We start from the raw sequence: 24,600 nt of genomic DNA on the forward strand, positions 1-24,600 counted from the left end.
ATGATTCGCCGCGATGTCTCGTCGTTCGCAACGCGGCATCGCCATCGTTGCGTCGCATTAGTTCGATTTCGTGACGAATGTCCGTCGAGAAAATTTTCGGCACGCAGTTCCCGCCGCGAAGCACGCGTCTGTCGATCGTCCCCCACAAGTGCGTCTCTCGATTACATCATCAAGGAGTCGACATGTTGGAACCACCAACGCAGTTGCAGTCCAGCCTCACTGTCGATGGGATAGCGATCAATGTTCCCTCGCTTCCGGCAGCCGTATCTTCGATCGTGTCGGCCGCGCAACATGGCGACAACTTCAGCGTCTGCACGCTCAATCTCGACCACATTGTCCAGCTTCAACACCACGCCAATTTTCGCGCGGCCTATCGTCGTGCCCGATTTGTCACCGCCGACGGGTTCCCCATTGTCGTGCTGAGCCGCCTCATGGGCGTGCCAATCGAACGCACGACCGGCGCCGATCTCGTCGAGCCTGTTTGCGCGGAAGCCCGCAAGAAAGGACTCCCGGTCTTTCTGCTAGGGGCGAACGATCTCACGCTCAAGACGACGGCACGGCGTTTGTCGGAACGATTCAAGGGATTGCAAATCGCGGGATGCTTTGCGCCGGGAGCAGGTTTTGATCCCTATTCCAGCGAAGCTGATGCTGCGATCGAACGCATCCGAGCCTCGGGCGCCAGAATTTGCTTCGTCGCGCTGGGTGCGCCACGGCAGGAGCTGTTCGCGGCGCGATGCCTCGATGAACTCGATGGAACCGGCGTGTTGTGCATCGGAGCCGCACTCGACTTCATCGCCGGCACGCAAAGCCGCGCGCCGTCCATCGCGCGCAGAACCGGGCTGGAATGGGCGTGGCGCATGCTGCGCGAGCCGCGCCGGCTCGGCCCCCGCTATATCAGATGCATGACAGTAGTTCCGCGCCTCGTTGCGCGAACCATTCCGCAAATCGTCGAAGCACGCATGAGGAAAGCGGCATGACTTCAACATTGACCCTGGCGCTACGGGCGCGAAATGCCAACCGGGTAAAGCCACGTTACCAGATCTGCCTGATCCATCCGTTCGATCCGCGCGGCGAGAAGGTCGGCGGCCTCGAAACATACATCCGCGATTTCATTACGTTCCATCCAACCGACACCGACATTCTCTTCATCGGCGTCGACTCGACGGGCGAGCTGGAGCTCGGCCGGCTGCATCGGATGACGTTCCGAGGTCGCGGCTTCGACTTCCTGCCGATCCTGCACTATTCGGACCAGCAGGCGCGCGAAGCGGCCCGCAGCGTCCGTACCTCGCTGACCGGGCAATTCTTCATGGCACTGCTTCGCCACTTCGGCCCGATCGCAAGGCTGATCCGCGCCAGACGGTGCTCGGTCGATCTGCGGCGGGTGGAATTCTCCTGGTTACCGGCGATCCTGCGGCTGCCGTTCGTGCAGATGCTTCACGGCGAGGGCGCGCCGAAATTGCAGATGGATTCGCTGCTGCGGAAATACGCCTTCGTCCACAATACCGGCGAGCGGTTTGCCGTCGCCATGAGCGAGAAATTTCTCTGCGTCAATCCGTTCATCACCGAGCGGTTGCAGCGGACCTATCCGCGCCGCAAGGACAAGATCGACACGCTCTGGACATGGGTCAACACGGATATCTTCAAGCCGCAACTCTGGCCGCTGAACTCGTCGCCATTCCAGATCGTGTTCGCCGGCCGGCTCGACGAGTTCAAGGATCCACCGCTGATGTTTCGCACCATCGACCGCCTGCGGCGGCGATTGAACGGCGACGTACGGTTTCACTATATCGGCACCAGCGACCCGCACCGGTTCGAAGAGTTCGCCGCGATCGAAGACATCACCGTCCGCCACGGCTTCAAGGACGCCGCCGGCATGGCGGAGACGCTGGCAAGCGCGCATGCCGGCATCCTGACATCGGAGTTCGAAGGCATGCCGCGCTGCGTGCTCGAGACCCTTGCGGTCGGCCGGCCCGTCGTCGCCATGCACCTGCCGCAGCTCGAACCCGTGATTCATTCCGGCGTCAGCGGCCATCTGGTAGCGCGAAGCGGCAGCCGCGACGACATGGCCGATGCGCTCGCGCAGCGGTTCGTCGACGTCCGGAATGCCATCGACGCAGGCACGGTGAACCCGGTACAAGTCGCCGACTCCATCCGCGCGTTCACTCCGGGCACACAGCTTGCGCGAGTCTTCCGCTATCATCAGGAAATTCAGGATGCCCGCGGACTTGCCGCCGCGGCGCCGACTTACTGAGGGCGCCGGGTTGAACATCCTTCTGTTGACCAGCGAGTTCGCCCCCGCGATGGGAGGAATTGGGACTTACGCGCGCGAAATTGCGGCGGCGGCGAGCCGGCTCGGCGCCAAGGTCACCGTGGTGGCGCCGGACTACGCACGGCAGACTGCGGACGACGACCGCGCCCTGCCCTTCGAGGTCGTCCGCTACAGCGGCGGCCTCCACTCCATGCGCGACATGCCGCGCAAGATCATGCTGGCACGCCGCGGCGTTCGCGGCGACCGGTATGACGTGGTTCATGCCGCCGATTGGCCGTTCTTCATTCCGGTTGCGCTTTCGAGATGGCGAACGCAGGCGCGGGTATTGATGACGGTGCATGGCACCGAGATCAACGAAACGCAGACGCCGCTGAAGCGCATGGCGATCCGCGGCGCCGGCGTGTTCGGACCGCGGACGGAGATCGTCGCCAACAGCGGTTTTACCGAGACGCTGTTCCGCGAGCGGTTTGCCGTCGACCCGCGCCAGATCAGCGCGATCAGTCTCGGTGTATCGGAGTTCTGGTTCGGCGGCCGACGGACGCGCCGGGAGATTCGCTTAGGCCATCGTCTGCCGGAAGACCGGCTGGTGATGATCACGGTCGCGCGCATCACGCGCCGCAAGGGACATCATCTGACGCTGGCCGCCTTGTCGCAGGTTCCGGACGATCTGCGCCATCGCATCACGTGGCTCGTGATCGGCCCGGACGGCGAAGCCGATTATGTCGATACTCTGCGGCGCGACGCCGAAGCGGCGGCCTGCGACATTCGTTTCCTCGGCCCGCAATCGAACGAAGACATCCGCGATCTCTATGCGGCCTCGGATTTCTTTTGCCTGACGGGTCTCTCCGACACCACCGGCCGGGTGGAGGGATTTGGATTGGTCTATCTCGAGGCCGGCGCCGCCGGCCTGCCGAGCGTCGCGACCGACGTCGGCGGCGTGCCTGACGCCGTGCTCGCCGACGAGACTGGAATTCTCGTGCCGCCGTCGGCCGAGAGCATATCGCAGGCGATTGCAGAGCTGGCCGCCGATCGGAACCTGCGCGCCATTCTCGCGGCAGGCGCATCCTCCCATGCCCGCGCCCTTTCATGGGAACGATGCGCGGCGATGACCTATGGCCTGCCCTACACCGGCAAGCCGGCATCTGCAGACCGCGCCATCGGAATAACGGCATGAGGCTGCTGGTCGCGACCGCGATGCTGCTGACGCTCGCAAGCGGTGCAGCGCGGGCGGACAACGAGAACTGCCGCAAGAGCCGCGAGTATCTCCTGGGAACGCCGGGCGGGGACCTGTCCCTGACGCCGCAGGCCTATAACGACCTGTTCAAGATCTGCGTCGCGGCATCAGCCATGCCCAACGTGAAGGATGCGTATATCCTGCGCGATGGCGGCATCGCCGTGGTCCCCAAACAGGACAGTGTTTCAGCGACGGCAGCCACGCTGGCTCAGTTCTGCGACGCCTACCCGCGCGGCGTGCTCCGCTTCATCACCAGCAAGGAAAGGCTTTCGATCCGCTCCGTGACCGACGTCGCACGGATGTCGTCGACCTCGTCCACGCCCTGCAAGAAGATTAAAGGCGTTTCCTAGAGCCGCGCGCAGTCCGCCTCACTTCTGCCGGTTGTAGTAATCCGGCATGTCATGTGGATCCATCGCCTGTTCGGCCCTGCGCCCCAGGAAGAAGAAGCCGCTGGCGGCGTCTGCTGCGGCCCGGCCGCGACCGAACGCATCGAGATATCTGATCCAGAAAAACGGCAGCACGATCAGGCGTGACAGCTTGTTGCCCGCGCCGAGTGCGCGCGCGAAATAGCGGATCGACCATTCAAGCGCCACACCGGCGCCGCCGACCGGTCCGGCGTTGATCTCGGAAAATCGCCTGAACAGCCAGCGGTGACCGCTCTGCGTGAAACGCGAGAAGTCATAGGCCCGCTCGTGCACCTGCTGCATGAAGGGCGTCTCAGCATAGACCAGGCCTTCCAGCCGCAGCACCCGATGCAGTTCGGCAACGACCGTTGCGGGCTCCAGCACATGTTCCAGCACCGCCTGCACCCAGACGCCGTCGAACACGCCGTCTTCGAAGGGCAGGCTGTGGGCGTCAGCCACCAGCATGGTGTGCGGCGAAGCGTAGACGTCGGTGCCGACAAGCTCGATGGAATCGTCCCGGTAGAGTTCATCAGCGCCCAAACCGATCGTCCCGCCTCCGACAACGAGTACAACCGGCCGCCTCGACTCCCGCTTCAAGAGCTCGATGAACGTTGCGCTGTTGGTGACCGCAACCGGATTGCCTCCAAAGGTAAGGCGATGCAGCCGCGATCCAAGGGAACGGCGACTGACGTCGCGCTGCAGCGCCGAGCCATTCTCGGCCTCGTACATCCTGCGTTCAAAAATGCTGGCTGCGAAATCGATCAGCACCGGCTGCGCGCCGATCATCGGAAACCCGGCTCTGCTATAATCGCAGGCACGGTTTGAGCAGGTTGGCTGTGACCACACGTTGCGCAGCGGCGACGAGCAGCGAGGACAGCGAAGACGCCTTTTCCAGTGCGCGGGTTCCGTATTCGCTACCGAATGATCGACGGCAGAAAGCTGCAAAGAAGGACCTCATATGTCATTTCTTCTGCCCTGCCCCGGTCATGGTTCGCAATCGATGCTATTTCGAATGCAACGACGGCGCAACAATGCGGGACCGGGAACAATTCGGATGGTTGCAATTGGATGTCGCAGGAAGCTGCAGCCAGATGCCACCGTGAGGGCTTGCGAGAACGCAACGCACAAACCCGCCCTGCTGTTTCGACCAAATTTTAGGATTTGTCGAAAGCCTTGCAGCCGGCGCGTTTCGCGCCGCCTGGTTGGCGAGATCGGCCTCAGCCGACGAAACCCGGCATCTGCCCGATCAGGTGAGGAGCAGGTGGTCCCATATCAGGTGCGTCATGGACACATCATGACCGAGATCAATCTGGATCACGCGGTCCCCGATTGACTCCCCTGCCTTGAAATCCCTTGTCACATCATGTCTGACCATCTCGCTGAAAATGAACGTATCGCGGCTTGCGCTGTTCAGCGCGTCGCTGACAACCCTTGAGGTCAATGTGACTCGAGCCTCATCGGTGTTCCCGATAGGTAAGCCGTCATGATTGTCGAAGGTGAGCCGCTCGCGGGTGCCACCGATAAACGGCCTCAAGCACCCAAGGAGGCGTCCCTCCGCGTTAGGGCTGATACTTTCGACCGTATCATGGCCGTCGACCGGTGGCGGAGAGGCGGAGTTGCCATCGGTCGCGGGCATTTTCAGCGTGCTGCCGGAGCTCTGCGCCGGACTGGCGAACAGACCGCTGGCGTCGACGACGCCATCGGCGAACTGCAGGAATTCAAGACGCGTGAGATGATCGGTGCCGTCGCGGCCCGCTATCCGGTCGTTCACCACGAGTTGGCCGTCGACAATCGAGATGTCGTAGTCTCGCACATCGCCGGAAAAGTTCGCTGTATCGATGCCCTCTCCACCATCGATGATGTCGTCGCCGGCGCCCGCTGTGATGAGATCGTTGCCCGCGCCGCCATCGATCACGTCGTTGTCCGTCGCCGCGCCGGAAAGCCAATCCTGGTGGTTGGTCATGTCGACATGGATATTGTGGACGTAGAGATCGAACGTGCCGGGCGAGCTTGCATTGGCGGCGTCGGCTGGTGTCAGCGCGACGCCGTTGATCAGGAAACCCTTGATATGCAGCGCCCGTCCCGGTGTGGCGTTTGCCAGATTGACGTCGATGGAGGCGATCGGGCCGAAATCGACGAAGCTTATCGTGAAGGTCTGGTATTCAGATGGATCCGCGGCCGGCTTGAACTCCATTAGTCCGGATGCCGGCTCGCCGTTGAACTTGATTTGGGCCTGCGCGCCAACGCTGCCAACCGCGGAGCCATAGCCCACGAGGGTAATCGTTGTTACCGCCAGTTTGCCGCTGCTTGCGGGCCCGCCGACAATGACATCCGCGCCGGCACCGCCATGGATGATGTCATCGCCCAGCCCGGCATTGATCGTGTCATCCCCCCGGCCGAGGTCGATCAGGTCGGCGACAGCCGATCCCCTCATCGCAAGATCGGGCACGGCCCCGTCGCCATGAAAATACTGCGAGACGATCGCCTCGGCCGGCTTTCCCATGACGGAATAGCCCGTGCCCGAAAATTGATTATTGAGATCCCATTGCCAGAGCTCGACGCCCTTGAACCAACTGCCGCCATGGGCGGTCCAGACCTGGAAGAAGGCATTGAAGGCGTCCGCCTGCTCCAGCACGTCGGGCGTACCATTGCTCGTCCACGATCCCGGAGAGATCGCGGTGCCATCGATGCTGCGATAGCCGACCTCGGTCATCAGCAGCGGCTTGTCGTATTTGGTCGCGAGCAAGTGGAGAAAATCGACCGGTGATTTGTAGTCGAACGCTGCCGCGTAATAGGGATTGACCGGAACGGCAGTCCAAGCGTCGACCAGATCCTGCACTGTTGGCGCATCGCTGGCCGTCAACGGCGGATAGGTGTTGACGCCGATGGTGTCGAGTTGATCCCAAAAGCTGACATGCGAGGCCTCGTCGGTCGCCGCTGCGTAGGTCAGTTCGCCGTGATAGACCTCGCGGACGGCCGCAATGAGATCGATCCAGTAGCCGCGATACGGCTCGCCAGACAGGCTGCTCATCTCGTTGCCGATCGCGAACATCTCCACGCCACCGGCCTGCGCGACGGTAGCGAGGTGCACGATCTCGGCCTTGTAGGACGCGAAAAAGCCCGCGACATCCGCCGGCGCCAGGTTGGATACCCTGGTTCCGTTCAACGTCGAGAGCGCAGCCTTGAACAGCACCGATAGGCCGGCATCATGCGCGGCCTTGAAGCCTGACAAGAGGCTGGCGTCGCTTTCGGTCTTGGTAGGTTCGGCAAAGACCGCGTTGGACGTTCCAGTCTGTGTCCATATCCGCGCCGTGAGCTCGATCGAATTCGATCCGAGCGACGCGATCTTTTGAAATGCCTGCCTGGCCGAGACGCTTGAGAACTGTCCGTTCCATTCGGACAATGCGCCAAAACCCTGAACCTCGAAAATGCTTGCCACCCGCACACCCCGCCCCTGTGCGACGGATAGCGCGAGGGATTAACATTCAGCTTAAGATGACTTCGGATTTGTACGGAGCAGCCCTCGCTTTTTTCGGCGCGTGTTTCACGCGCTGAATGATCGCACGTCAGGTTCCGGGGCAGGAACTTCGCTCAAATCAAGGGCATCAGTGCCGAAGGCAAGAAGCTCTCACGTCGGCCTTTAATGCGACATCAGTACCGGAACGGTCATCGTGTCCAGAATGCCGCGCGTCACGCCCCCGAGGATGAACTCGCGCAGCCGCGAATGGCCGTAGCCGCCCATTACGATAAGGTCGGCTGATAGATCTGCCGCGTGTGACAGGATTACGTTTGCGACATCGGTCCGATCGGCGATAAGCGCTTTGCTGCTACTATTCAAGCCGTGGCGCGCCAAGTGTCTGCCAACGGCCGCCAAGGATTCTTCGGCTTCCCGACGGCCACTACCTACGTTGATCACCTCAATCGATTTTGCGCGCTCCAATAACGGCATCGAGTCCGCGAGCGCCCGCGCGGCGGTACGGCTTCCGTCCCAGCAGACGAGAATGCAGCCGAGCTTGATGCCGTCCTTTTGGATACTGGGTACGACGACGACAGGCCGTCCGGATTCAAACATCACTGCTTCAGCGGCAGGACCGGCGGAGGTCGTCGCTTCCGGCTCGGTCTGCGCAACGATTGCAAGATCGAACGTCCGCGCAATACGTCCAAACGTCCTTGGGATTCCTTCGATGCTGGTCTCGACCATCTGCGCCTCGGCAGGAAGATGAGCCTGCGCCGCCGCCTGTTTGAATCTTTCGATGGCCCCGTTGGCCGCCCTGGCGCTCTCTTCGCGCAGGGACTCGATTACGTCGGCCGGAACACCCTCCATGCCGCCGGCCACAATCGCTGGGGAGTGACACATTGCGATCCCTGCAATCTGGGCGTCGAACGTCCTGGCGACGGATATCGCGTACGCTGCTGCAGGATCGCGAGAGTTACCGGTCGCCAAGTTGACGACAATATCCCGAATCACGGCCAGCCTCCTCATGATGAGCGCCCCTCGTGGAGCAAAGGGCTTGCGAGTTGGTTCGTGTAAAGCGGCCGCTCAAAATGAAGAACTCCGCGCGGCCCGCATTAGTTCCGGGCGCAAAGGTTAGTGGAGCGGTCCCGCCGAGAGCAGGGCACGTCCGTCCTCAGGTTTCGCGATTATTGAAGGATCGCTCCATCATCCGCTGTGTCTCAGCCGCGGCTTGGGCAAAATTGCCGGCTGCGGCGACAGGCGCCCGCCGTGGGCCTCTTCGTGCATCGACCGCAAATAGTGCTCGGCGTGCTGAAGATAGTTTTCGGCTGCGATCAGATCGCCCTTCAGCGCTTCAGCGCGCGCCAACTCTACGTAGCGCTCGTAATTCCGTTGTGCGTTCTGAGACTGCCTCGGGGGGCGGGTCCTGACGACTTTGCTTTTCCGTGACTGTGTTCTTCTCGCCATTGTGCTAGCTGTAAAACTGATCTGCGGCGCAAGGCTATCGCCGACGACGCGTTCTGGTCCGGGCTGCCTTCTTGGCTGCCGCAGATCGCTGCGCCGGGCCTTTGGTCTTTACGGCCTTCCGAGCCGCCGCTGAGCGGGCCGAGGCGGAGCGACGCGAGGCGGCGCTTCGTGCTTGTTTCGACAGTGCTGCACGTGACGCCGTGCCGCGTGGTTCACGCTTGAGGGTCTGCGATACAGCACGTGAAACGCGCGGCCGGCGTCGGGTCTTTCGCTTGCCCTGCCCCGCCTCATAGGCGTATTCGGCACTTCTGCGGGTCCTTGCCTTGGCCTTGCCTTTTGCCGGCGGACGGAGCGGAACACCCGCACGCCTCGCCTTGGACAGGCCGATTGCAATCGCCTGCTGCGGCGATCTCGCTCCATGTTGGCCACGGCGGACTTTGCGAATCTCCTCATGCACAAATTCGCCCGCCTGGGTGGTTGGCGATTTGCCCGCGCGTTTATCCCGTCTGGCCTTCTGCACTGTTCTTCGCTCTGGCATGATCGACTCCAATTGGTGGTGCATCGCCCCGCGAAACGGCTCTGCCAGTAGCCGTTCTCTCAAGACACTAACGTCCGACCGCGGGAAATGGTCCCGGACGCTTTGGCCGGATACCCCGCGCGCCGGCTCGCTGCTTGCCACCGAGAATTTCGCCGATGTCATACAATGCACGCGACGCCGTACGGCGAATTGGGCACGATCTTGGGCTGGATGGTCCGTCAGGACAGTGGAAGGTCCACCAAAACGAAAACTCCCGCAGCGTCAGCTACGGGAGTGTCGGTATCGTTGGTTGCGGGGGCAAGATTTGAACTTGCGACCTTCAGGTTATGAGCCTGACGAGCTACCGGGCTGCTCCACCCCGCGTTAAACCGTTGCACTGCCTTCGAAAAACCGGACCCGACGTGAAAGCCGGCCAACGCGTGGTCGCGCCGATCGATCCCGTCCGGAGGCTTCCTGAGAAGGCGACCCGGGCAAGGCCATCGGGTGCGAGGGGTATGTATCAACGTCACCCTGCTTTGGAAAGGGGCAAGAAGGGGCTTTTGCAGATTTTATGACAGCAAAAACGAGGGGTTGGAGCGTCAAAACCGGCCTTTGGAACCGCTCTTGCCATAAACGCCGCAAAAGCGGAGTTTTGTGCCCAAAGCCGCGGCCCGTCAGGTCGCCAAAACAAAAAATCCGGGAGGGGGATGGGCGTGACCGATATCTTCGATTTCGTGGTGGTGGGTGGCGGCTCCGGCGGCTGCACGGTGGCGGGACGGCTATCGGAGGATCGGAAGACGTCGGTGGCGCTACTCGATGCCGGCGGCAGGAATGACAATTGGGTGGTCACGACGCCGTTCGCGCTCGTGCTGATGGTCGCCGGCAACGTCAACAACTGGGCCTTCAGCACCGTGCCGCAGAAGGGCCTCAACGGTCGCATCGGCTATCAGCCGCGCGGCAAGGGGCTCGGCGGATCGTCAGCGATCAACGCGATGGTCTATATCCGCGGCCACCGCGCCGACTATGATCAATGGGCCTCGCTCGGCAATACCGGCTGGTCGTTCGCCGACGTGCTGCCCTACTTCAAGCGCGCCGAAGACAATGCCGATTTTGACGGCGAGTACCACGGCAAGGGCGGCCCGCTCGCGGTCAACAAGTCGCGTACCGGCAATCCGGTGCAGCAGATTTTTCTGCAGGCGGCGCAGGAAGCGCAGTTTCGCCTGCGCGAGGATTTCAACGCCGACGAGCACGAGGGCCTCGGCATCTATCAACTGACGCAGAGGAACGGCGAACGCTGCAGCGCCGCGCGCGCCTATATCCACCCGCATATGGGACGCCGCGCCAATCTGCGTGTCGAGACCCACGCCCACGCCACTCGCGTCCTGTTCGAAGGCAAGCGCGCGGTCGGCGTCGAGTACCGGCAGGGCAAGGAGCTGAAGCAGATCCGCGCCCGGCGCGAGGTGATCCTCTCCGCCGGCGCGTTCCAGACCCCGCATCTCCTGATGCTGTCGGGCATCGGCGACAGCGCCGAGCTTGCAAAGCACGGCATTGCCACCATGCATTATCTGCCCGGCGTCGGGCAGAACCTGCAGGACCATCCGGATTTCGTGTTCGGCTACATGTCCGACAATCCCCACTTCAACGGCATTTCACTCAAAGCGCTGCCGCGGCTGCTGCGGGCCATCCGACAGTATCGCCGCGAACGCACCGGGCCGATGACGTCGAATTTCGCCGAATGCGGCGGCTTCCTGAAAACCCGACCCGATCTCGACATCCCGGACATCCAGCTTCATTTCGGCATGGCGATGGCCGACGATCATGGCCGCAAGCGCCATCGCGGCACCGGCTTCTCCTGCCACGTCTGCCTGCTGCGGCCGAAGAGCCGCGGCAGCGTTTCGCTGCTCGGCGCCGATCCATTTGCGCCGCCGCTGATCGATCCGAATTTCTTCGACGAGACGGAGGACCTGGAAACCATGGTTGCCGGCTTCAAGACCACGCGCCGGCTGATGGAGACGCCGGCGCTGCGCGCGTTGCAGAAGAAGGAGATGTTCACGGAAGGCGTGCATAGCGATGACGACATCCGCGACGTGTTGCGCGCCCGCGTCGACACCGTCTATCATCCTGTCGGCACTGCCAAGATGGGCGTCAACGATCCCATGGCAGTGGTCGATCCGAAGCTGAAAGTGTACGGCGTCGAAGGATTGCGCGTGGTCGATGCGTCGATCATGCCGACCCTGATCGGCGGCAATACCAATGCACCGACGATCATGATCGGGGAAAAGGCCGCCGACATGATCAGAGCGGAGATGCGGGCGGGTTGATTGCCCCATCATTGCGAGAAATCGTAGGGTGGGCAAAGCCAACGGGTCGCGCGAACGCGCGCCCGATGACAGGCTCCGCGTGCCCACCATTGCAGTATCGATGCGGATGGATGGTGGGCACGGCGCTGGCGCGCCTTTGCCCACCCTACGATTCTCGCAATGATGAGAGAGCCGATTTCCGGGATCGCAAATATGCAATATCCGCACGCCTCGGCGGCTTATCAGAAGCATCCGACTTGGCTAGAGTGGCCGCATCGGACTACAAGAACATCACCTGACGGAACGGGAGAGAAAAAGTGGATCTTGGGATCAAAGGCCGCCGTGCCATCGTCTGCGCATCGAGCAAGGGCTTGGGACGCGCCTGCGCCATGGCGCTGGCCAATGAGGGCGTGCATGTCACGTTGACCGCGCGCGGCGCGGAGGCGCTGAAAAAGGCGGCCGACGATATTCGCAAAGCGAGTCCCGGCGTCACGGTAACCGAGATTGTCGGAGACATCACGACGCCGGCCGGCCGCGAGGCCGTCCTGAAGGCCTGTCCCGAACCGGACATCCTGATCAACAATGCCGGCGGCCCGCCGCCCGGCGATTTCCGCAACTGGACCCGCGACGACTGGATCAAGGCGATCGACGCCAACATGCTGACGCCGATCGAACTGATCAAGGCGACGGTGGACGGCATGATGGCGCGGAAATTTGGCCGCATCGTCAATATCACCTCGGCCGCGGTGAAGGCGCCGATCGACATATTGGGGCTTTCCAACGGCGCGCGCGCCGGACTCACCGGCTTCATCGCGGGACTGTCGCGCAAGACCGTGATCAGCAACGTCACCATCAATGCGCTGCTGCCCGGACCGTTCGACACCGACCGCCTGCGCGGTGTGGGCAAAGCAGAGGCCGAGAAGCGCGGCATCCCGCCGGACCAGGTGTTTGCCGAGCGCGCCAAGCAAAATCCAGCCGGGCGGTTCGGCGATCCGGACGAATTCGGCTACGCCTGCGCCTTCCTGTGCGGCGCCAAGGCTGGCTTCATCACCGGCCAGAACATCCTGCTCGACGGCGGTGCTTTCCCTGGCACGCTATGAGGGCAGTCTGGTACGAGCGAACCGGGCCGGCACAGGAAGTGCTGGCCTATGGCGAGATGCCGACGCCGGTGGCCGGCCCGGGCGAAGTCCGGGTGCGGCTGGAGGCGTCCGGCGTCAATCCCGCCGATGTCGGCCGCCGCGGCGGCGGCTACCGGCCGATGGAATATCCGCGCGTCATTCCCAACAGCGATGGCGCCGGCATCATCGATCAGGTCGGCGACGGCGTCACGCGGCTCAAGATCGGCCAGCGGGCTTGGCTGTTCAACGGCCAGCGCAATGGCCGCGCGTTCGGCACCGCGGCTGAATATATTGCGCTCGCCGAACATCTGGTGACGCCGCTGCCGGATAGTCTCTCGTTTGCCGAAGGCGCAACGCTGGGCATTCCCGGCATGACGGCATGGTGCTGTCTCTATTGCGACGGGCCGATCGTGGGGCAGACCGTGCTCGTCACCGGCGGTGCCGGCGCGGTCGGGCACTATGCCGTGCAGCTCGCCAAATGGGGTGGTGCCAAGGTGATCGCGACGGTCAGTTCGGCAGCCAAGACCGAGCAGGCACGTCTCGCCGGCGCCGACCTCGTCGTCAACTACAAGACTGAGGACGTTGTTGCGAAGGCGATGGCCTTCACCGGGCAGCGCGGCGTCGATCGCGTCGTCGATGTCGATTTCGGCGGCAATATCGAGACCACGCTGAAACTGATGGGCGCCAATTCGACGATTGCAGTCTACGCCACCAACGGCAACCGCACGCCGGTGGTACCCATGCGCGAATTGATGGAGAAATGCATCGCGGTCCGCGCGCTCGTGCTGTTCGCGCTGCCGCCGCCGCTACTGGCGGCCGCGCAAGCCGACATCACGAAATGGCTGTCGGCAGGTCGGCGCATCCACAACGTCGCCGCGCAGTTTGCACTCTCGGACACCGCGCTGGCGCACCTTGCAGTGGAGAAAGGCGACAAGCTGGGCACCGTTATCGTGGATTGCGCTCGTCTTCTTCCCGCTGGCTGACTCCGGAGGAATCGGCCGTCGTTCGCTCCTCGTTCCAGGTAAGGCCGAACTCGTCGAGTCCCTGCGCCAGCAAATCTCCAAGCATCGGCTCGCCGAGAAGATAGCGCGCGGTGTCGCGGTCTCGCTGGCCGGCCGCTTCCGTACGTAGATCCTCCCATTCCTCGATGGTGGCGTCGCCGCGCCCCAGTCGCATCAGGGCGACGAGAGCGACCCTCTCGTCCTCGGAAAGCGAGTTGATGAAGCCGGTGATCTCGCCGACGACCGGATCTTTTCCGTTGTCCTGCAACACGTCGATCATGTCGTCATCGCCCGCATTCGACCCTGAATCCGGATCGGATGCCCCTTCCTTGACGTCGAACTGCCGGGCTTTCTCGATCAGAAAGCCGATTTTTTCGGGCGAAATCGTGAGTTCTGGCATCGCATGTTCCTCATACGGGCTATGCGATAACGCCAAACGCTGTCGGATGATCCATTGCACCGGCAGATGGAAACCCGCATCCTCGCCCGAACAACCAGAAACGAGAGGATGCGCCGGATGCACTGGAACGTGGGCAGGGTCAGGATCACGAGAGCTGTCGAAATGGAGACTGTCGGCAGCACCCGTTTCATTCTTCCGCTCGCGACCAACGAGGAAATCCGGAAACTGCCTTGGCTGATCCCGCAATTTGCGACCGAGGAAGGCCGGCTGAAAATGTCGATCCATTCGTTCCTGGTCGAGACTCCGTCGCGCCGCATCATCGTCGATACCGGCCTCGGCAACGACAAGCAGGGCCGCAATGTGCCGAGCTGGAACAACCGGAAGCACCCGTTCCTCGACATGCTGACAGCGGCGGGCTTCCCGCCCGACAGCATCGATACCGTGCTGTGCACGCACCTGCATGTCGACCATGTCGGCTGGAACACGAAACTCGTCGACGGCAAATGGGTGCCGACCTTCGCCAATGCCCGATATGTGTTCGGCAGAGGCGAATACGAGCACTGGCGCGACCACAGCGATGCGCCGGACAAGCTCGCGGTATTCGACGATTCCGTGAAGCCGATCACCGACGCCGGCAAATCCGAGCTGGTCGCCAGCGATGCCAGATTGTCGGATGAAATCACGCTGATCCCGACCCCCGGCCACAGTCCCGGCCACATGAGCGTCCACATCAAGTCGGACGGCAAGGAAGCCCTGCTGACGGGGGACGTCGCCCATCATCCGTGCCAGATGGCCCATCTCGACTGGTCATCGACCGCCGATTCCAATCCCCAGCAGTCGGCCGAAACCCGCCGTGAACTGTTTTCGCGCTTCGCCGACACGCCCACACTGGTGATTGGCGGGCACTTCAGTGCCGGTTACATCAAGCGCGATGGCGATGCGTTCAGGTTCGTGGCGCTGAATCCGTAGGGTGGGCAAAGCGAAGCGTGCCCACCATTCCTTGCCGCTGGCGATGGATGGCGGGCACGGCGCAAAGCGCCTTTGCCCACCCTACCCTGCGCTTTCGGCAGTTGAATTTCCTGCGCCGCTGTTCCAAGAAGCGTCTGAAGTTTACGAAAATCCCCCGAAATCCTCAAGAAAACCCCCGCAGGGAGCGATAAAATGAAGCTTGTTCGTTACGGCGCCAAGGGTGCGGAAAAGCCCGGCCTGATCGATAAATCCGGCCAGTTGCGCGATCTTTCCGCCCACGTCAGGGATCTCGACGGAGATGCCTATGCGCCGGCCTCGCTGGCCAAGCTGGCGGCGCTGGATACCTCCAAGCTTCCCGCCGTCGACGGCAAGCAGCGCCTCGGCGCGCCGGTCACCGGCATCTCGAAATTCGTCGCGATCGGCCTGAACTACAGCGACCACGCCAAGGAGACGGGATCGCCGATCCCGACCGAGCCGATCTTCTTCATCAAGGCCAACACCTCGCTGTCGGGCCCGAACGACGCAGTCGAGAAGCCGCGCGGCTCCACCAAGCTTGACTGGGAAGTCGAGATCGCCGCCATCATCGGTACCCGCGCCAAATATGTCTCGGAGGCCGACGCGCTCAACCACATCGCCGGCTACTGCGTCTGCAACGACGTCTCCGAGCGCAATTTCCAGATCGAGCGGCTCGGTCAGTGGACCAAGGGCAAATCGCACGACACGTTCGGCCCGCTCGGCCCGTGGCTCGTCACCAAGGATGAAATCCCCGACGTGCAGAAGCTGTCGATGTGGCTCGATGTCAACGGCAAGCGCTGCCAGACAGGATCGACCTCGACCATGATCTTCTCGATGGCGAAGTGCATTTCGTATGTCTCGCAGTTCATGACGCTGTTGCCGGGCGATATCGTCACCACCGGCACCCCGCCCGGCGTGGGACTCGGCATGAAGCCGCCGACCTTCCTCAACGTCGGCGATGTCGTCACGCTCGGCATCGAAGGACTCGGCGAGCAGCGCCAGGAAATCATCGCGGCGTGAGCCTGCGCACGTACCAACCCCCGTCATTGCGAGGAGCGACAGCGACGAAGCAATCCATCCCTCCATGCGCTCGGAGACAATGGACTGCTTCGCTTCGCTCGCAATGACGGAGGCCCCAATTCCCAATGTGCTTAGCCTTAAGAGGCTTCTTTCATGAAACTCACCTTCTCCCCCGCCTCGCCGTTCGCCCGAAAAGTCCGCATCGCCGCGATCGAGACCGGCCTGCTCGACCGAATCGAATTCACTCCGGCGACGGTTGCTCCGGGTCAACCCAATGAAGAGTATTCGAAGATCACGCCGCTGAAGAAACTGCCGGTGCTGATCCTCGACAATGGCGACGTCATTCTCGATTCCTATGTCATCGTCGAGTATCTCGACGAGCTCGCCGGCGGCGGAAAGCTGATCCCCGCATCCGGGCCCGAGCGATGGAAGGTGAAGAGCGACCATTCCCTGCTGCAGGGCATGCTCGATTCCATGCTGCTGTGCCGGTACGAAAAAATGGTGCGGCCGGAAGGGCTGCGCTGGGACGCCTGGCACGACGACCATTGGAGCAGAGCGTGGGCCGGCATGGCGCGGTTCGAGAACAAGCCCGACGTGCTGTCCGGTCCGTTCAACATTGCGCAGATCGGACTGGTTTGCGTGCTCGGCTATGCGGACTTCCGCTTTGCCGATTGCGGCTGGCGCAAGGCCTACCCAAAGCTCGATGCCTTTCATCAGAGGATGATGGAGCGGCCGTCGGTGAAGATCTCGGTGCCGCCGGCGGCGTAACGACGAGAGCAGGAGACGGCAGCATGACCGAGGCGAGCAATAAACTGCGGCGCCTCGGCCTGGCCGCCGTATTTGTGCTGGCGGCGTCCGGCGCAGCCGCACAGCTACAGGAATTCTCCACCGGCCAGCGCAATCTCGCCTGCGGCAGTCCGGCATCGATCGGCGACGGCTGGCAAACCGCGACGCCGGAAAGTGTCGGCCTCGACGGCGCCCGGCTGTGCGGCATCGCGGCGCGACTTGCTGCGGCCAATGCCAACGTTCATGCGGTGGCGATCGTCCGCCGCGGCACACTCGTGTTCGAGCAATATTTTCCGGGCTATGACGAGCCTTGGGGAATGGGCGGCGGACGGCACGAATTCGATGCGACGACCAAGCACGACATGCGCTCGGTGTCGAAGAGCGTGATTTCCCTGCTGGTGGGGATCGCGATGGATCGCGAGTTGATCAAAAGCGTCGACGAACCCGTCGTCAAATTCTTCCCGGATTATTCGACGGTGAAATCGCCGGGTTGGGACAACATCACCCTTCGCCATCTGCTGACAATGTCGTCAGGCATTCAGTGGGACGAGAACCGCGCCTGGAAAGATCCAGCGAATGACGAACCGCATCTCGGCAGCGAGGCCGACCCGTATCGCTATGTCCTGTCGAAACCGATCGCGGCGCCGCCGGACACTGTGTGGAATTACAATGGAGGCGGCACGGACCTGCTCGGCAACATCATCGAACGTGTGTCGGGCCAATCGCTGGAGGCGTTTGCGCGCGAGGCGCTGTTTGCACCGCTTGGCATTTCGGACTGGGAATGGATGAAGTACCGAAATGAACGGGTGGCCCCTGCTGTCGGCCTTCGTCTTCGTCCGCGCGACGCCGCGAAAATCGGCCAGCTCATACTCAACAAAGGGGCATGGGGTGGCCGTCAGATTGTTTCGGATAAATGGATCGAGCAATCGGTCACACCGCGTTTTCAGGCCATCGGCTATTTCGGCGGCCTGTTCTATTACGGCCAGCAATGGTGGATGGGCCGCACCTTGTCGGGAGACAAGGATGTGAAGTGGATTGCCGCCGTGGGCCTCGGGGGTCAGCGGATATTCATTGTTCCCGAGCTCGATCTCGTCGTCGTGACCACATCTGGACTTTATGGCAGCCCGCGCCAAGGTCAGGCAGCACTCGACATCCTTGCCAACTTCATCATTCCGTCCGTCCGAAATAACAACACGCGCTAAGTCAGCAGGAAAAAATGAGCCTGAAATTCACCGTTGGCGATCTCGCCATTCACCGCATCATCGAGCAGGAGACCACCTTCCTGCCGGCTTTGGAGATGCTGCCGGGGCTGACGCCGGAGGTTCTGGCGGAGCATCGGCCGTGGATGCAAAGGATCGGCGCACTCGATGATAGCGACGTGCTGATCCTGTGCTTCCAGTCCTACGTGGTGAAGACGCCGCACCACACCATTTTGATCGATAGCTGCATCGGCAACGACAAGCCGCGGCCGCACCGGCCGAAATGGAACATGAAAGCGGATGATACCTATATGCGCGGCTTGGCCGCGGCCGGCTTCTCCGTCGAGGACATCGACTACGTCATGTGCACGCATCTGCATGTCGATCATGTCGGCTGGAACACGCGGCTCGACAATGGCCGCTGGGCGCCGACATTCCCGAATGCGCGCTACGTGTTCGACAAGACCGAATTCGACTACTGGACCGAGACGCACGCGAAAACGCCGGTGCCGCCGTTTGGCGATAGCGTGCTGCCGGTTGTCGAGGCCAAACAGGCCGAAATCGTCCGTAGCGATTTTGCGATCGGCGATCACACCCGCATCCTGCCGACGCCGGGCCACACGCCCGGCCATGTCGCCTTCACCTTCGGCCGCGCTAAGGATGACGCCGTGTTCTCGGGCGACCTGATGCATTCGCCGCTGCAGACGCGCTATCCGGAACTATCCGTGAAGTTCGACATCGATCCGACGCAGGCGGCGGCGACCCGGCGCGGCTTCCTGGAGCGCTACTGCGACACCGATACGCTGTGCTGCACCGCGCATTTTCCCTCGCCGTCGGTCGGAAAGATCCGGCGCGCCGGCAATGGATTCTCCTGCGAGGCGATATGAGTTCGAACCCATCCGCTTTCGAGACGCTTTCGATCGAACCGGTCGACGAGCACGTGACGATCATTCGTCTCAATCGACCGCATGCCTCCAATGCGCTCAACACCCAGATGGGCCGCGATCTCGTGCGCTATTTCGAGGAGGTCGCGCTCGATCCGAAGAGCCTACGCTGCGTCGTCCTCACCGGCGCCGGTGATAAGGCGTTCTGCGCCGGCGGCGATTTGAAGGAACGGCGCGACATGACGGATGAGGCGTGGACGCGCCAGCATGTCATCTTCGAACGGATGGTGCGGGCGCTGATCGACTGCCCCGTCCCGATCATCGGCGCCGTCAACGGCGCGGCCTATGGCGGCGGCTGCGAGATCGCAGGCTGTTGCGATTTCCTCTACGCCACCGAGAACGCGCGCTTCGCGCTGACCGAGGTGACACTCGGCATCATGCCGGGTGGTGGCGGCACGCAGACCCTGCCGCGCGCCGTCGGCGAGCGCCGCGCCAAGGAGCTGATCCTGACCGGCAAGCCGTTTACTTCAGCGGAAGCACGTGACTGGGGTTTTGTGAACGAAGTGTTTCCGCTGTCCGAACTATTGCCGGCGGCGCTGGCGACCGCCTCGCGGATCGCCCGCAACGCACCGATCTCCGTCCGGCAGGCAAAGCTCTCGATCCATCGCGGCCTGCAATTCTCCTTGCGGGACGGCCTCGCGCTCGAGATCGAGGCCTATAACCGCATGGTGCCGACGGAAGATCGCCGCGAGGGCGTGCTGGCCTTCAACGAGAAGCGCCCGCCCAATTTCAAGGGCCGGTGAAGACCTTCAATCGAACAGGCTCGGCGTGTGATTCACCGCCGCGCCTTCGATCGCCAGCATCTTCAGCTTCGTCACCACCCCGCCATTGGCGGAGAAGCCACCGGGCTTGTTGCCCGCCGCCAGCACGCGATGACACGGCACCACGATCGGACAGGGGTTGCGCCCGAGCGCCTGACCGACGTCGCGCGACAGCTCCACGCCGCCCAGCTTCTTGGCGATATCGCCATAGGTCATGGTCTTGCCCGGCGGTATCGTACGCGCGATGTCGTAGACGCCGCGGTTGAATTCGGGGACGCCGTCGAGATCGAGTACGACGTCGGCGAGATCCTTCGGCTTGCCTTCGAGCAGTTCGACGATGCCGTCGATCGCGGCCTGCACCTTTGCCGGCGGCGGCGTCTCGATCAGGTCGCCATGGCGTTGCTGCAGGCGGGTGCGGGTCTTCTTCTCGTCGCCCATCGGCAATTGCACCGAGGTAATGCCGCGCTCGCCCCAAACGATGCCGCAACGGCCTATCGCGGTATCGAATATCGTAAAATGGTGCCCGGTCATGACTGGCTCCATATTCTCCTGTTCAGTGCCACCCAGCTTCGCATCTCGAGCCAAATCTAGGCTTGGAGATTATTGCTATCCACCCGAATCCCGGGGGAACTTGACGGCATGAACAACTTCCGCTGATCTGGGGCTCCTGCCGGCGCCCTGCAATGGCCAAAGCCTCTTTCATCCCGAGACCGCATGCAAACTCTTCACGTCAACGGCTATGACATGGCCTATCTCGATGTTGGCCACGGCGCCGGCAATGGCCCGCCGCTGGTGTGCGTGCATGGCTCGCTGTGCGATTTCCGGATCTGGTCGTCGGTGCTGGGACCGCTGACGCGCAGGCACCGGGTGATCGCACCGTCGTTGCGGCATTTCTTCCCCGACCACTGGGACGGCGTCGGCGACACCTATTCAATCACCCAGCATGTTGACGATGTGATCAGCTTCATCGAAAAACTCGATACCAAACCGGTCGACCTGATGGGCCATTCCCGCGGCGGGCATATCTGCTTTCGCGTCGCACAGCGCCGGCCTGATCTCTTGCGTAAGCTGATCCTGGCCGAACCCGGCTGCGAACTCGACGCTACGCTCGATCCCACTTACACGCCCGGCCCCTCGCCGCTGGCTGGCATGATTGCGGCCTCCGCCAAGGCGATCGCCAAGGGCGACATCGACGGCGGCCTGCAGATTTTCATGGATGCGCTGGAAGGTCCCGGCGCCTGGAGGCGGCTGCCGGCGACGCCGAAGCAATTGCTACGCGACAACGCGACGACGCTGATCGGGCAGATGCGCGACCACCGTCCGCCCTTCTCCAAGGCGGATGCGGAAGCGATCATGACGCCGACGCTGTTCATCGGCGGCGCCAACACCAAGGGTACGCTGCCAAAGGTGCTCAATGCCTTGGCCGCCAACGTCAGGGGATCGCGCGTCGAGATGATCCCGGGGGCCACGCATCCGATGTTTGAACAGGCGCCGCAGAAATATTGCGAGATCGTGCTGTCGTATCTCGCGGAGGATTGATCGCGATGCAGACCTTGAACGTCAACGGCTACGACATGGCCTATCTCGATGTCGGCAGGGGCGCTACCAACAGCCCGCCGCTGGTTCTCGTGCACGGCACCCTCGGCGATTTCCGCACCTGGAACGCAGTGCTGGGGCCGCTGTCGAAACGCCACCGCGTGATTTCGCTGAGCCTGCGGCGGTTCTTTCCGGAGCATTGGGACGGCATCGGCAACGACTATCTGATGGCGCAGCACGTCGCTGACGTCATCGGCTTCATTGAAAAGCTCGATGCCGGGGCGGTCGACCTGATCGGCCATTCGCGCGGCGGCCATATCGGATTCCGGGTGGCGCAGGCACGGCCTGATTTATTGCGCAAAGCCGTCCTTGCCGAACCGGGCGGCGATCTCGAGCCGGCGCTGCAGCCGAGCAGCCCACCTCCCGGCCCCGTGCCGCTGGGCCCGCGCATTCCGGTCGCGGCCGAGATGGTGCGAAACGGTGACATCGACGGCGCGCTGGCGCTGTTCGTCGATGGTATCGACGGCGAAGGTGCATGGGCGCGATGGCCGGCGGTGGCGCGGCAGCAATTGCGCGACAACATCTATACGCTGCTCGGCCAGGTCGGCGAGAACCGCCAGCCATTCCTGAAGAGCGAAGCGGAGGCGATCAGGACGCCGATGCTGTTGATCGGCGGCGGCGACACCAGGGGCGCGCTGGCGGTGACCTGGCCCGTGCTGGCCGAACATATTCCGGGCGCGCGGACGGCGGTGATCCCGGGCACGCGCCACTGGATGTTCGAACAGGCGCCGCAGGCGTTTTGCAAGGTCGTGCTGGATTTCCTGGCGGCGTAGACGCGCCGCCCACTTCTTACTTTTGGTCGAGCCGCCACGCACCATCCCAATCGGCGGCCGGCGGGTTGACCCGAAAATTCTCGACACGCTTGGCCAGCGCCGTGGCCGGTCCGTCGCCAGGGACCGCCTCGAGCGCCGCATGAAAGGCCCGGCGCGCGTCGTCCCAGCGGCGCTCCCGATAGGCGGCGAGACCTTCGGCATATCGCTCCCGCAATGCCAATTGCTTCTCGGTGAGCTCGCCCTTGCGTCCCAAAATATCGAACACCGCCTGGGGAACGGTCTGACCGGCAACAACCAGCCGATCGATCTCGCGGGATTCGACCGCATCGCCGGCCGCCGTGATCGCAACCTCCGAAACCAGCGAATGACTGCCATAGACCTTATTGGCGTTCTCCAGGCGCGATGCGAGATTAACCGCATCACCCATCACCGTGTAGCTCATCATGAATTCCGAGCCGATACTGCCGACCAGCACTTCACCGGTGGCAACCCCAATGCGAACGTCGCAGTCGCTCGGCACGGTGCGTATGCCGAGCAATTCGGGCAACTCCCTGCGCAGCGCCGTACCGCGATCGGCCATCTCGACGGCAGCGAGGCAGGCCAGGCGCGCCTGCTCGCTGTGCTCGGTAAAGGGAGGGCCCCAATAGGCCATGATCGCGTCGCCGATATACTTGTCGATGATGCCGCGATGGCTGCGGATCGGCTCCGACATCGTCGATAGATAGTGGTTCATCACCTTGACGAGGCCCTGCGGCGTCATGCCCTCGCTGAGGCTGGTAAAGCCCTGCATGTCGCAGAACAGCACGGTCATCACCCGCCGCTCGCCGGCGGTGGCAGTCAGCGATCGCTGGTTGATCAACCCTTCCACCACGCGCGGATCGACGTAGCGGCCGAAAGTCTCGCGCAGGCGCTCCTTGTGGCGCAGTTGCTCGACCATGTTGTTGAAGGCGGCAGTGAGCTGGCCGATTTCGTCGCGCGTGGTGACGTCGATCGATCCGTCGAGCCGGCCGGCCTCGACGTCGCGGGTGCCGTCCAGCAGCCGCCGCACCGGGCGGGTGATACCGGTGCTGACGAAGAACGCGAACGTCAGCCCGAGAATGGCCGCGAGCGTCGTCACGATAGCAGAGATGACGATCGCGCGCTGCTGATCCCGCATCGTCACGGCCGCATCGCTGCGGACCTGCTCGAACATGTCGTGCCGGATTTCCTCGATCTTGCGATTGAATTCGTCGCGGAGCGCGTCGGTCCGAACAAGGCTGGCCCGTACTTCCGGCATGTTGCCGGCTTCGAGCAGCGGCCACATCCGCTTGCTCTCTGCTTCCAGATAACGGCGAAGGTCGCTCGTTATGGTTTCGATCCGGTTTTCGATCCGTCCAAGATTGGCGTCGTCGGAGACGGTGGTCGGATCATCAATGATTGCAATGATCAGGGCGCGCGCAGCTTGCGCCTCCTGGTCAATCTCCCTGCCCTTAGCCTCATAGATGGCTTGCTGATCTGCAAAGGCGGTCTCGTCCGGTGGTGTCTGTATCTTGAGGAATACCATCCGGCGAACCACCACCGCCTGCTCCAGCGAGCGGACGTTCATCCGCGCCAGATGCCCATATGCTTCGACATATTTTGTCGTCAGCTCATCGAGCTGATGCGCAATTTTTCGCGTCATCACCGTCGACAGCGCCGAGATGATCACCATCAGAAAGATCAGTCCGATGGCGATGCCGAGGATTCGCTTGCGGATGGTCGGTCGCAGCATCGAGGTATATTCTAAAACCAGGGACATGTTGGGAAACGGATGAAGGCAACAAAAGCGAAAGCCCGGCCGATCCGGTCGGGCTTGATGTTTAGCGCGCGCCGGTGAATTAAGCACGTTCCGGCGCGTTAAAATTGGCGATAGTTTTGGGGATACCCCCTGGCTACACCTTCCAGACGCCCACAGGCTGACGCACGGCTACATTGAGCCTGTTCCAGACATTGATCTTGGCGATCGCCAGAATCAACGCCGAGAGCTCCGCCTCGTCGAAATGCTTGTCGGCCTCACTCCAGACCTCGTCCGGCACCGGATCGGCGCGGTCGCTGATCCGTGTCAGCGCTTCCGTCAACGCCATGGCCGCGCGCTCGGCTTCGGTGAAATAGGGCGTGTCGCGCCAGGCGGCCACCGCGAACAGCCTCTCGCCGGTCTCGCCGGCCTTGCCGGCGAGTTTTGAGTGCATGTCGACACAGACGCTGCAGCCGTTGATCTGGCTGGCCCGCAGGTACACCAGTTCGAGCAGCTTTTCCGGCAGACTGTTCTTGGTCAGGTCGCCCAGCGCCTGCAGCGGTTTCATGGCGTCGGGAAGGACCATGACGGGATGATTCATTCGGGCTTGCATCATTTTG

23 protein-coding genes and 1 tRNA gene are annotated in these 24,600 nt (G+C 62.6%); 15 read left to right on the forward strand and 9 right to left on the reverse strand.

All coding sequences use genetic code 11. The features are described 5' to 3' along the window. Positions 1-182 precede the first annotated feature (182 nt). From LMTR3_RS03905 to LMTR3_RS03920, 4 genes are read left to right on the forward strand one after another with little or no spacing between them, the layout of a single operon-like run. The gene (locus LMTR3_RS03905; protein ID WP_065743841.1) at positions 183-977 is read left to right on the forward strand and encodes a WecB/TagA/CpsF family glycosyltransferase; all 795 of its coding nucleotides are present in this window, start codon (positions 183-185) and stop codon (positions 975-977) included. Next, on the forward strand, positions 974-2,251 hold the full coding sequence (locus LMTR3_RS03910) for a glycosyltransferase family 4 protein (RefSeq protein WP_065743777.1): 1,278 nt from the start codon (positions 974-976) through the stop codon (positions 2,249-2,251). The genes LMTR3_RS03905 and LMTR3_RS03910 overlap by 4 nt, the downstream gene beginning before the upstream one ends. Next, positions 2,214-3,443, forward strand: coding sequence for a glycosyltransferase family 4 protein (locus LMTR3_RS03915; protein WP_245319735.1), 1,230 nt, complete (start codon positions 2,214-2,216; stop codon positions 3,441-3,443). The genes LMTR3_RS03910 and LMTR3_RS03915 overlap by 38 nt, the downstream gene beginning before the upstream one ends. Next, positions 3,440-3,853 (forward strand): hypothetical protein, encoded by a 414-nt coding sequence (locus LMTR3_RS03920; RefSeq protein ID WP_245319737.1) that lies wholly within the window; start codon positions 3,440-3,442, stop codon positions 3,851-3,853. Before LMTR3_RS03915 ends, LMTR3_RS03920 begins: the two co-directional genes overlap by 4 nt. An 18-nt stretch (positions 3,854-3,871) precedes the next feature. Here LMTR3_RS03920 and LMTR3_RS03925 read toward each other — a convergent pair whose 3' ends face one another. From LMTR3_RS03925 to LMTR3_RS03940, 5 genes are all read right to left on the reverse strand, one after another. Further along, on the reverse strand, positions 3,872-4,693 hold the full coding sequence (locus LMTR3_RS03925) for a class I SAM-dependent methyltransferase (protein ID WP_141686458.1): 822 nt from the start codon (positions 4,691-4,693) through the stop codon (positions 3,872-3,874). A gap of 460 nt (positions 4,694-5,153) precedes the next feature. Next, positions 5,154-7,346, reverse strand: coding sequence for a glycoside hydrolase family 113 (locus LMTR3_RS03930; protein ID WP_065743779.1), 2,193 nt, complete (start codon positions 7,344-7,346; stop codon positions 5,154-5,156). A 201-nt stretch (positions 7,347-7,547) separates the two neighbouring features. Then, positions 7,548-8,390 carry a universal stress protein gene (locus LMTR3_RS03935; RefSeq protein WP_084029410.1) on the reverse strand — a complete coding sequence of 281 codons (843 nt, stop codon included), beginning with the start codon at positions 8,388-8,390 and terminating at the stop codon, positions 7,548-7,550. 177 nt (positions 8,391-8,567) lie between these two features. Beyond that, complete coding sequence (locus LMTR3_RS39745; RefSeq protein ID WP_084029412.1) at positions 8,568-8,828, reverse strand: DUF4167 domain-containing protein; 261 nt, start codon at positions 8,826-8,828, stop codon at positions 8,568-8,570. Positions 8,829-9,652: 824 nt separating this feature from the next. Then, positions 9,653-9,729: transfer RNA gene (locus LMTR3_RS03940), tRNA-Met, on the reverse strand. Positions 9,730-10,058: 329 nt separating this feature from the next. On the opposite strand from LMTR3_RS03940, the gene LMTR3_RS03945 reads away from it, so the two are divergent. The 3 genes from LMTR3_RS03945 (at position 10,059) to LMTR3_RS03955 (ending at position 13,746) form a co-directional block, all read left to right on the forward strand. Continuing rightward, entirely contained in the window at positions 10,059-11,666 is a 1,608-nt protein-coding gene (locus LMTR3_RS03945; RefSeq protein WP_176721817.1) for a GMC family oxidoreductase, read from the forward strand. Positions 11,667-11,962: 296 nt separating this feature from the next. Next, entirely contained in the window at positions 11,963-12,745 is a 783-nt protein-coding gene (locus LMTR3_RS03950) for an SDR family oxidoreductase (protein WP_065743781.1), read from the forward strand. Further along, positions 12,742-13,746 (forward strand): NADPH:quinone reductase, encoded by a 1,005-nt coding sequence (locus LMTR3_RS03955; protein WP_065743782.1) that lies wholly within the window; start codon positions 12,742-12,744, stop codon positions 13,744-13,746. Before LMTR3_RS03950 ends, LMTR3_RS03955 begins: the two co-directional genes overlap by 4 nt. On the opposite strand, the gene LMTR3_RS03960 is transcribed toward LMTR3_RS03955, so the two are convergent. After that, positions 13,709-14,164, reverse strand: a complete 456-nt coding sequence (locus LMTR3_RS03960) for a DUF3775 domain-containing protein (RefSeq protein WP_065743783.1) — start codon at positions 14,162-14,164, stop codon at positions 13,709-13,711. The two genes, LMTR3_RS03955 and LMTR3_RS03960, sit on opposite strands and share 38 nt — an antisense overlap. A 117-nt stretch (positions 14,165-14,281) precedes the next feature. On the opposite strand from LMTR3_RS03960, the gene LMTR3_RS03965 reads away from it, so the two are divergent. The 6 genes from LMTR3_RS03965 (at position 14,282) to LMTR3_RS03990 (ending at position 19,840) form a co-directional block, all read left to right on the forward strand. Next, positions 14,282-15,133 (forward strand): MBL fold metallo-hydrolase, encoded by an 852-nt coding sequence (locus LMTR3_RS03965; protein WP_065743845.1) that lies wholly within the window; start codon positions 14,282-14,284, stop codon positions 15,131-15,133. A 192-nt stretch (positions 15,134-15,325) separates the two neighbouring features. Then, positions 15,326-16,168, forward strand: coding sequence for a fumarylacetoacetate hydrolase family protein (locus LMTR3_RS03970; protein ID WP_065743784.1), 843 nt, complete (start codon positions 15,326-15,328; stop codon positions 16,166-16,168). A gap of 153 nt (positions 16,169-16,321) precedes the next feature. Further along, positions 16,322-16,936: a glutathione S-transferase family protein gene (locus LMTR3_RS03975; protein ID WP_065743785.1), complete on the forward strand. Its 615-nt coding sequence runs from the start codon at positions 16,322-16,324 to the stop codon at positions 16,934-16,936. A 23-nt stretch (positions 16,937-16,959) separates the two neighbouring features. Then, the gene (locus tag LMTR3_RS03980; protein WP_065743786.1) at positions 16,960-18,156 is read left to right on the forward strand and encodes a serine hydrolase domain-containing protein; all 1,197 of its coding nucleotides are present in this window, start codon (positions 16,960-16,962) and stop codon (positions 18,154-18,156) included. 14 nt (positions 18,157-18,170) lie between these two features. Continuing rightward, entirely contained in the window at positions 18,171-19,040 is an 870-nt protein-coding gene (locus LMTR3_RS03985; protein WP_065743787.1) for an MBL fold metallo-hydrolase, read from the forward strand. Then, positions 19,037-19,840, forward strand: coding sequence for an enoyl-CoA hydratase/isomerase family protein (locus LMTR3_RS03990; protein ID WP_065743788.1), 804 nt, complete (start codon positions 19,037-19,039; stop codon positions 19,838-19,840). The genes LMTR3_RS03985 and LMTR3_RS03990 overlap by 4 nt, the downstream gene beginning before the upstream one ends. A 6-nt stretch (positions 19,841-19,846) precedes the next feature. Here the strand turns inward: LMTR3_RS03990 and LMTR3_RS03995 are convergent, their stop codons facing one another. Continuing rightward, positions 19,847-20,389 carry a methylated-DNA--[protein]-cysteine S-methyltransferase gene (locus LMTR3_RS03995; protein ID WP_065743789.1) on the reverse strand — a complete coding sequence of 181 codons (543 nt, stop codon included), beginning with the start codon at positions 20,387-20,389 and terminating at the stop codon, positions 19,847-19,849. A gap of 183 nt (positions 20,390-20,572) precedes the next feature. Here LMTR3_RS03995 and LMTR3_RS04000 point away from each other — a divergent pair, with 183 nt between their 5' ends. Beyond that, positions 20,573-21,397, forward strand: coding sequence for an alpha/beta fold hydrolase (locus LMTR3_RS04000; RefSeq protein ID WP_065743790.1), 825 nt, complete (start codon positions 20,573-20,575; stop codon positions 21,395-21,397). 5 nt (positions 21,398-21,402) lie between these two features. Next, complete coding sequence (locus LMTR3_RS04005; RefSeq protein WP_065743846.1) at positions 21,403-22,227, forward strand: alpha/beta fold hydrolase; 825 nt, start codon at positions 21,403-21,405, stop codon at positions 22,225-22,227. A gap of 16 nt (positions 22,228-22,243) precedes the next feature. Here LMTR3_RS04005 and LMTR3_RS04010 read toward each other — a convergent pair whose 3' ends face one another. Together LMTR3_RS04010 and LMTR3_RS04015 are read right to left on the reverse strand one after the other, a co-directional pair. Continuing rightward, the gene (locus tag LMTR3_RS04010; RefSeq protein ID WP_065743791.1) at positions 22,244-23,977 is read right to left on the reverse strand and encodes an adenylate/guanylate cyclase domain-containing protein; all 1,734 of its coding nucleotides are present in this window, start codon (positions 23,975-23,977) and stop codon (positions 22,244-22,246) included. A 160-nt stretch (positions 23,978-24,137) separates the two neighbouring features. Continuing rightward, the gene (locus LMTR3_RS04015) at positions 24,138-24,593 is read right to left on the reverse strand and encodes a carboxymuconolactone decarboxylase family protein (RefSeq protein ID WP_065743847.1); all 456 of its coding nucleotides are present in this window, start codon (positions 24,591-24,593) and stop codon (positions 24,138-24,140) included. Positions 24,594-24,600: the final 7 nt, after the last annotated feature.

Source organism: Bradyrhizobium sp. LMTR 3, assembly GCF_001693485.1.
In the GTDB taxonomy this organism is placed as follows: domain Bacteria; phylum Pseudomonadota; class Alphaproteobacteria; order Rhizobiales; family Xanthobacteraceae; genus Bradyrhizobium.

Coding starts and splice junctions, on each gene's coding strand:
- LMTR3_RS03955 (WP_065743782.1), top strand. CDS start 12,742: ATGAGGGCAGTCTGGTACGAGCGAACCGGGCCGGCACAGGAAGTGCTG.
- LMTR3_RS03910 (WP_065743777.1), top strand. CDS start 974: ATGACTTCAACATTGACCCTGGCGCTACGGGCGCGAAATGCCAACCGG.
- LMTR3_RS03905 (WP_065743841.1), top strand. CDS start 183: ATGTTGGAACCACCAACGCAGTTGCAGTCCAGCCTCACTGTCGATGGG.
- LMTR3_RS04015 (WP_065743847.1), bottom strand. CDS start 24,593: ATGCAAGCCCGAATGAATCATCCCGTCATGGTCCTTCCCGACGCCATG.
- LMTR3_RS03960 (WP_065743783.1), bottom strand. CDS start 14,164: ATGCCAGAACTCACGATTTCGCCCGAAAAAATCGGCTTTCTGATCGAG.
- LMTR3_RS04005 (WP_065743846.1), top strand. CDS start 21,403: ATGCAGACCTTGAACGTCAACGGCTACGACATGGCCTATCTCGATGTC.
- LMTR3_RS03985 (WP_065743787.1), top strand. CDS start 18,171: ATGAGCCTGAAATTCACCGTTGGCGATCTCGCCATTCACCGCATCATC.
- LMTR3_RS03975 (WP_065743785.1), top strand. CDS start 16,322: ATGAAACTCACCTTCTCCCCCGCCTCGCCGTTCGCCCGAAAAGTCCGC.
- LMTR3_RS03935 (WP_084029410.1), bottom strand. CDS start 8,390: ATGAGGAGGCTGGCCGTGATTCGGGATATTGTCGTCAACTTGGCGACC.
- LMTR3_RS03920 (WP_245319737.1), top strand. CDS start 3,440: ATGAGGCTGCTGGTCGCGACCGCGATGCTGCTGACGCTCGCAAGCGGT.
- LMTR3_RS04010 (WP_065743791.1), bottom strand. CDS start 23,977: ATGCTGCGACCGACCATCCGCAAGCGAATCCTCGGCATCGCCATCGGA.
- LMTR3_RS39745 (WP_084029412.1), bottom strand. CDS start 8,828: ATGGCGAGAAGAACACAGTCACGGAAAAGCAAAGTCGTCAGGACCCGC.
- LMTR3_RS03915 (WP_245319735.1), top strand. CDS start 2,214: ATGCCCGCGGACTTGCCGCCGCGGCGCCGACTTACTGAGGGCGCCGGG.
- LMTR3_RS04000 (WP_065743790.1), top strand. CDS start 20,573: ATGCAAACTCTTCACGTCAACGGCTATGACATGGCCTATCTCGATGTT.
- LMTR3_RS03965 (WP_065743845.1), top strand. CDS start 14,282: ATGCACTGGAACGTGGGCAGGGTCAGGATCACGAGAGCTGTCGAAATG.
- LMTR3_RS03995 (WP_065743789.1), bottom strand. CDS start 20,389: ATGACCGGGCACCATTTTACGATATTCGATACCGCGATAGGCCGTTGC.
- LMTR3_RS03925 (WP_141686458.1), bottom strand. CDS start 4,693: ATGATCGGCGCGCAGCCGGTGCTGATCGATTTCGCAGCCAGCATTTTT.
- LMTR3_RS03970 (WP_065743784.1), top strand. CDS start 15,326: ATGAAGCTTGTTCGTTACGGCGCCAAGGGTGCGGAAAAGCCCGGCCTG.
- LMTR3_RS03980 (WP_065743786.1), top strand. CDS start 16,960: ATGACCGAGGCGAGCAATAAACTGCGGCGCCTCGGCCTGGCCGCCGTA.
- LMTR3_RS03990 (WP_065743788.1), top strand. CDS start 19,037: ATGAGTTCGAACCCATCCGCTTTCGAGACGCTTTCGATCGAACCGGTC.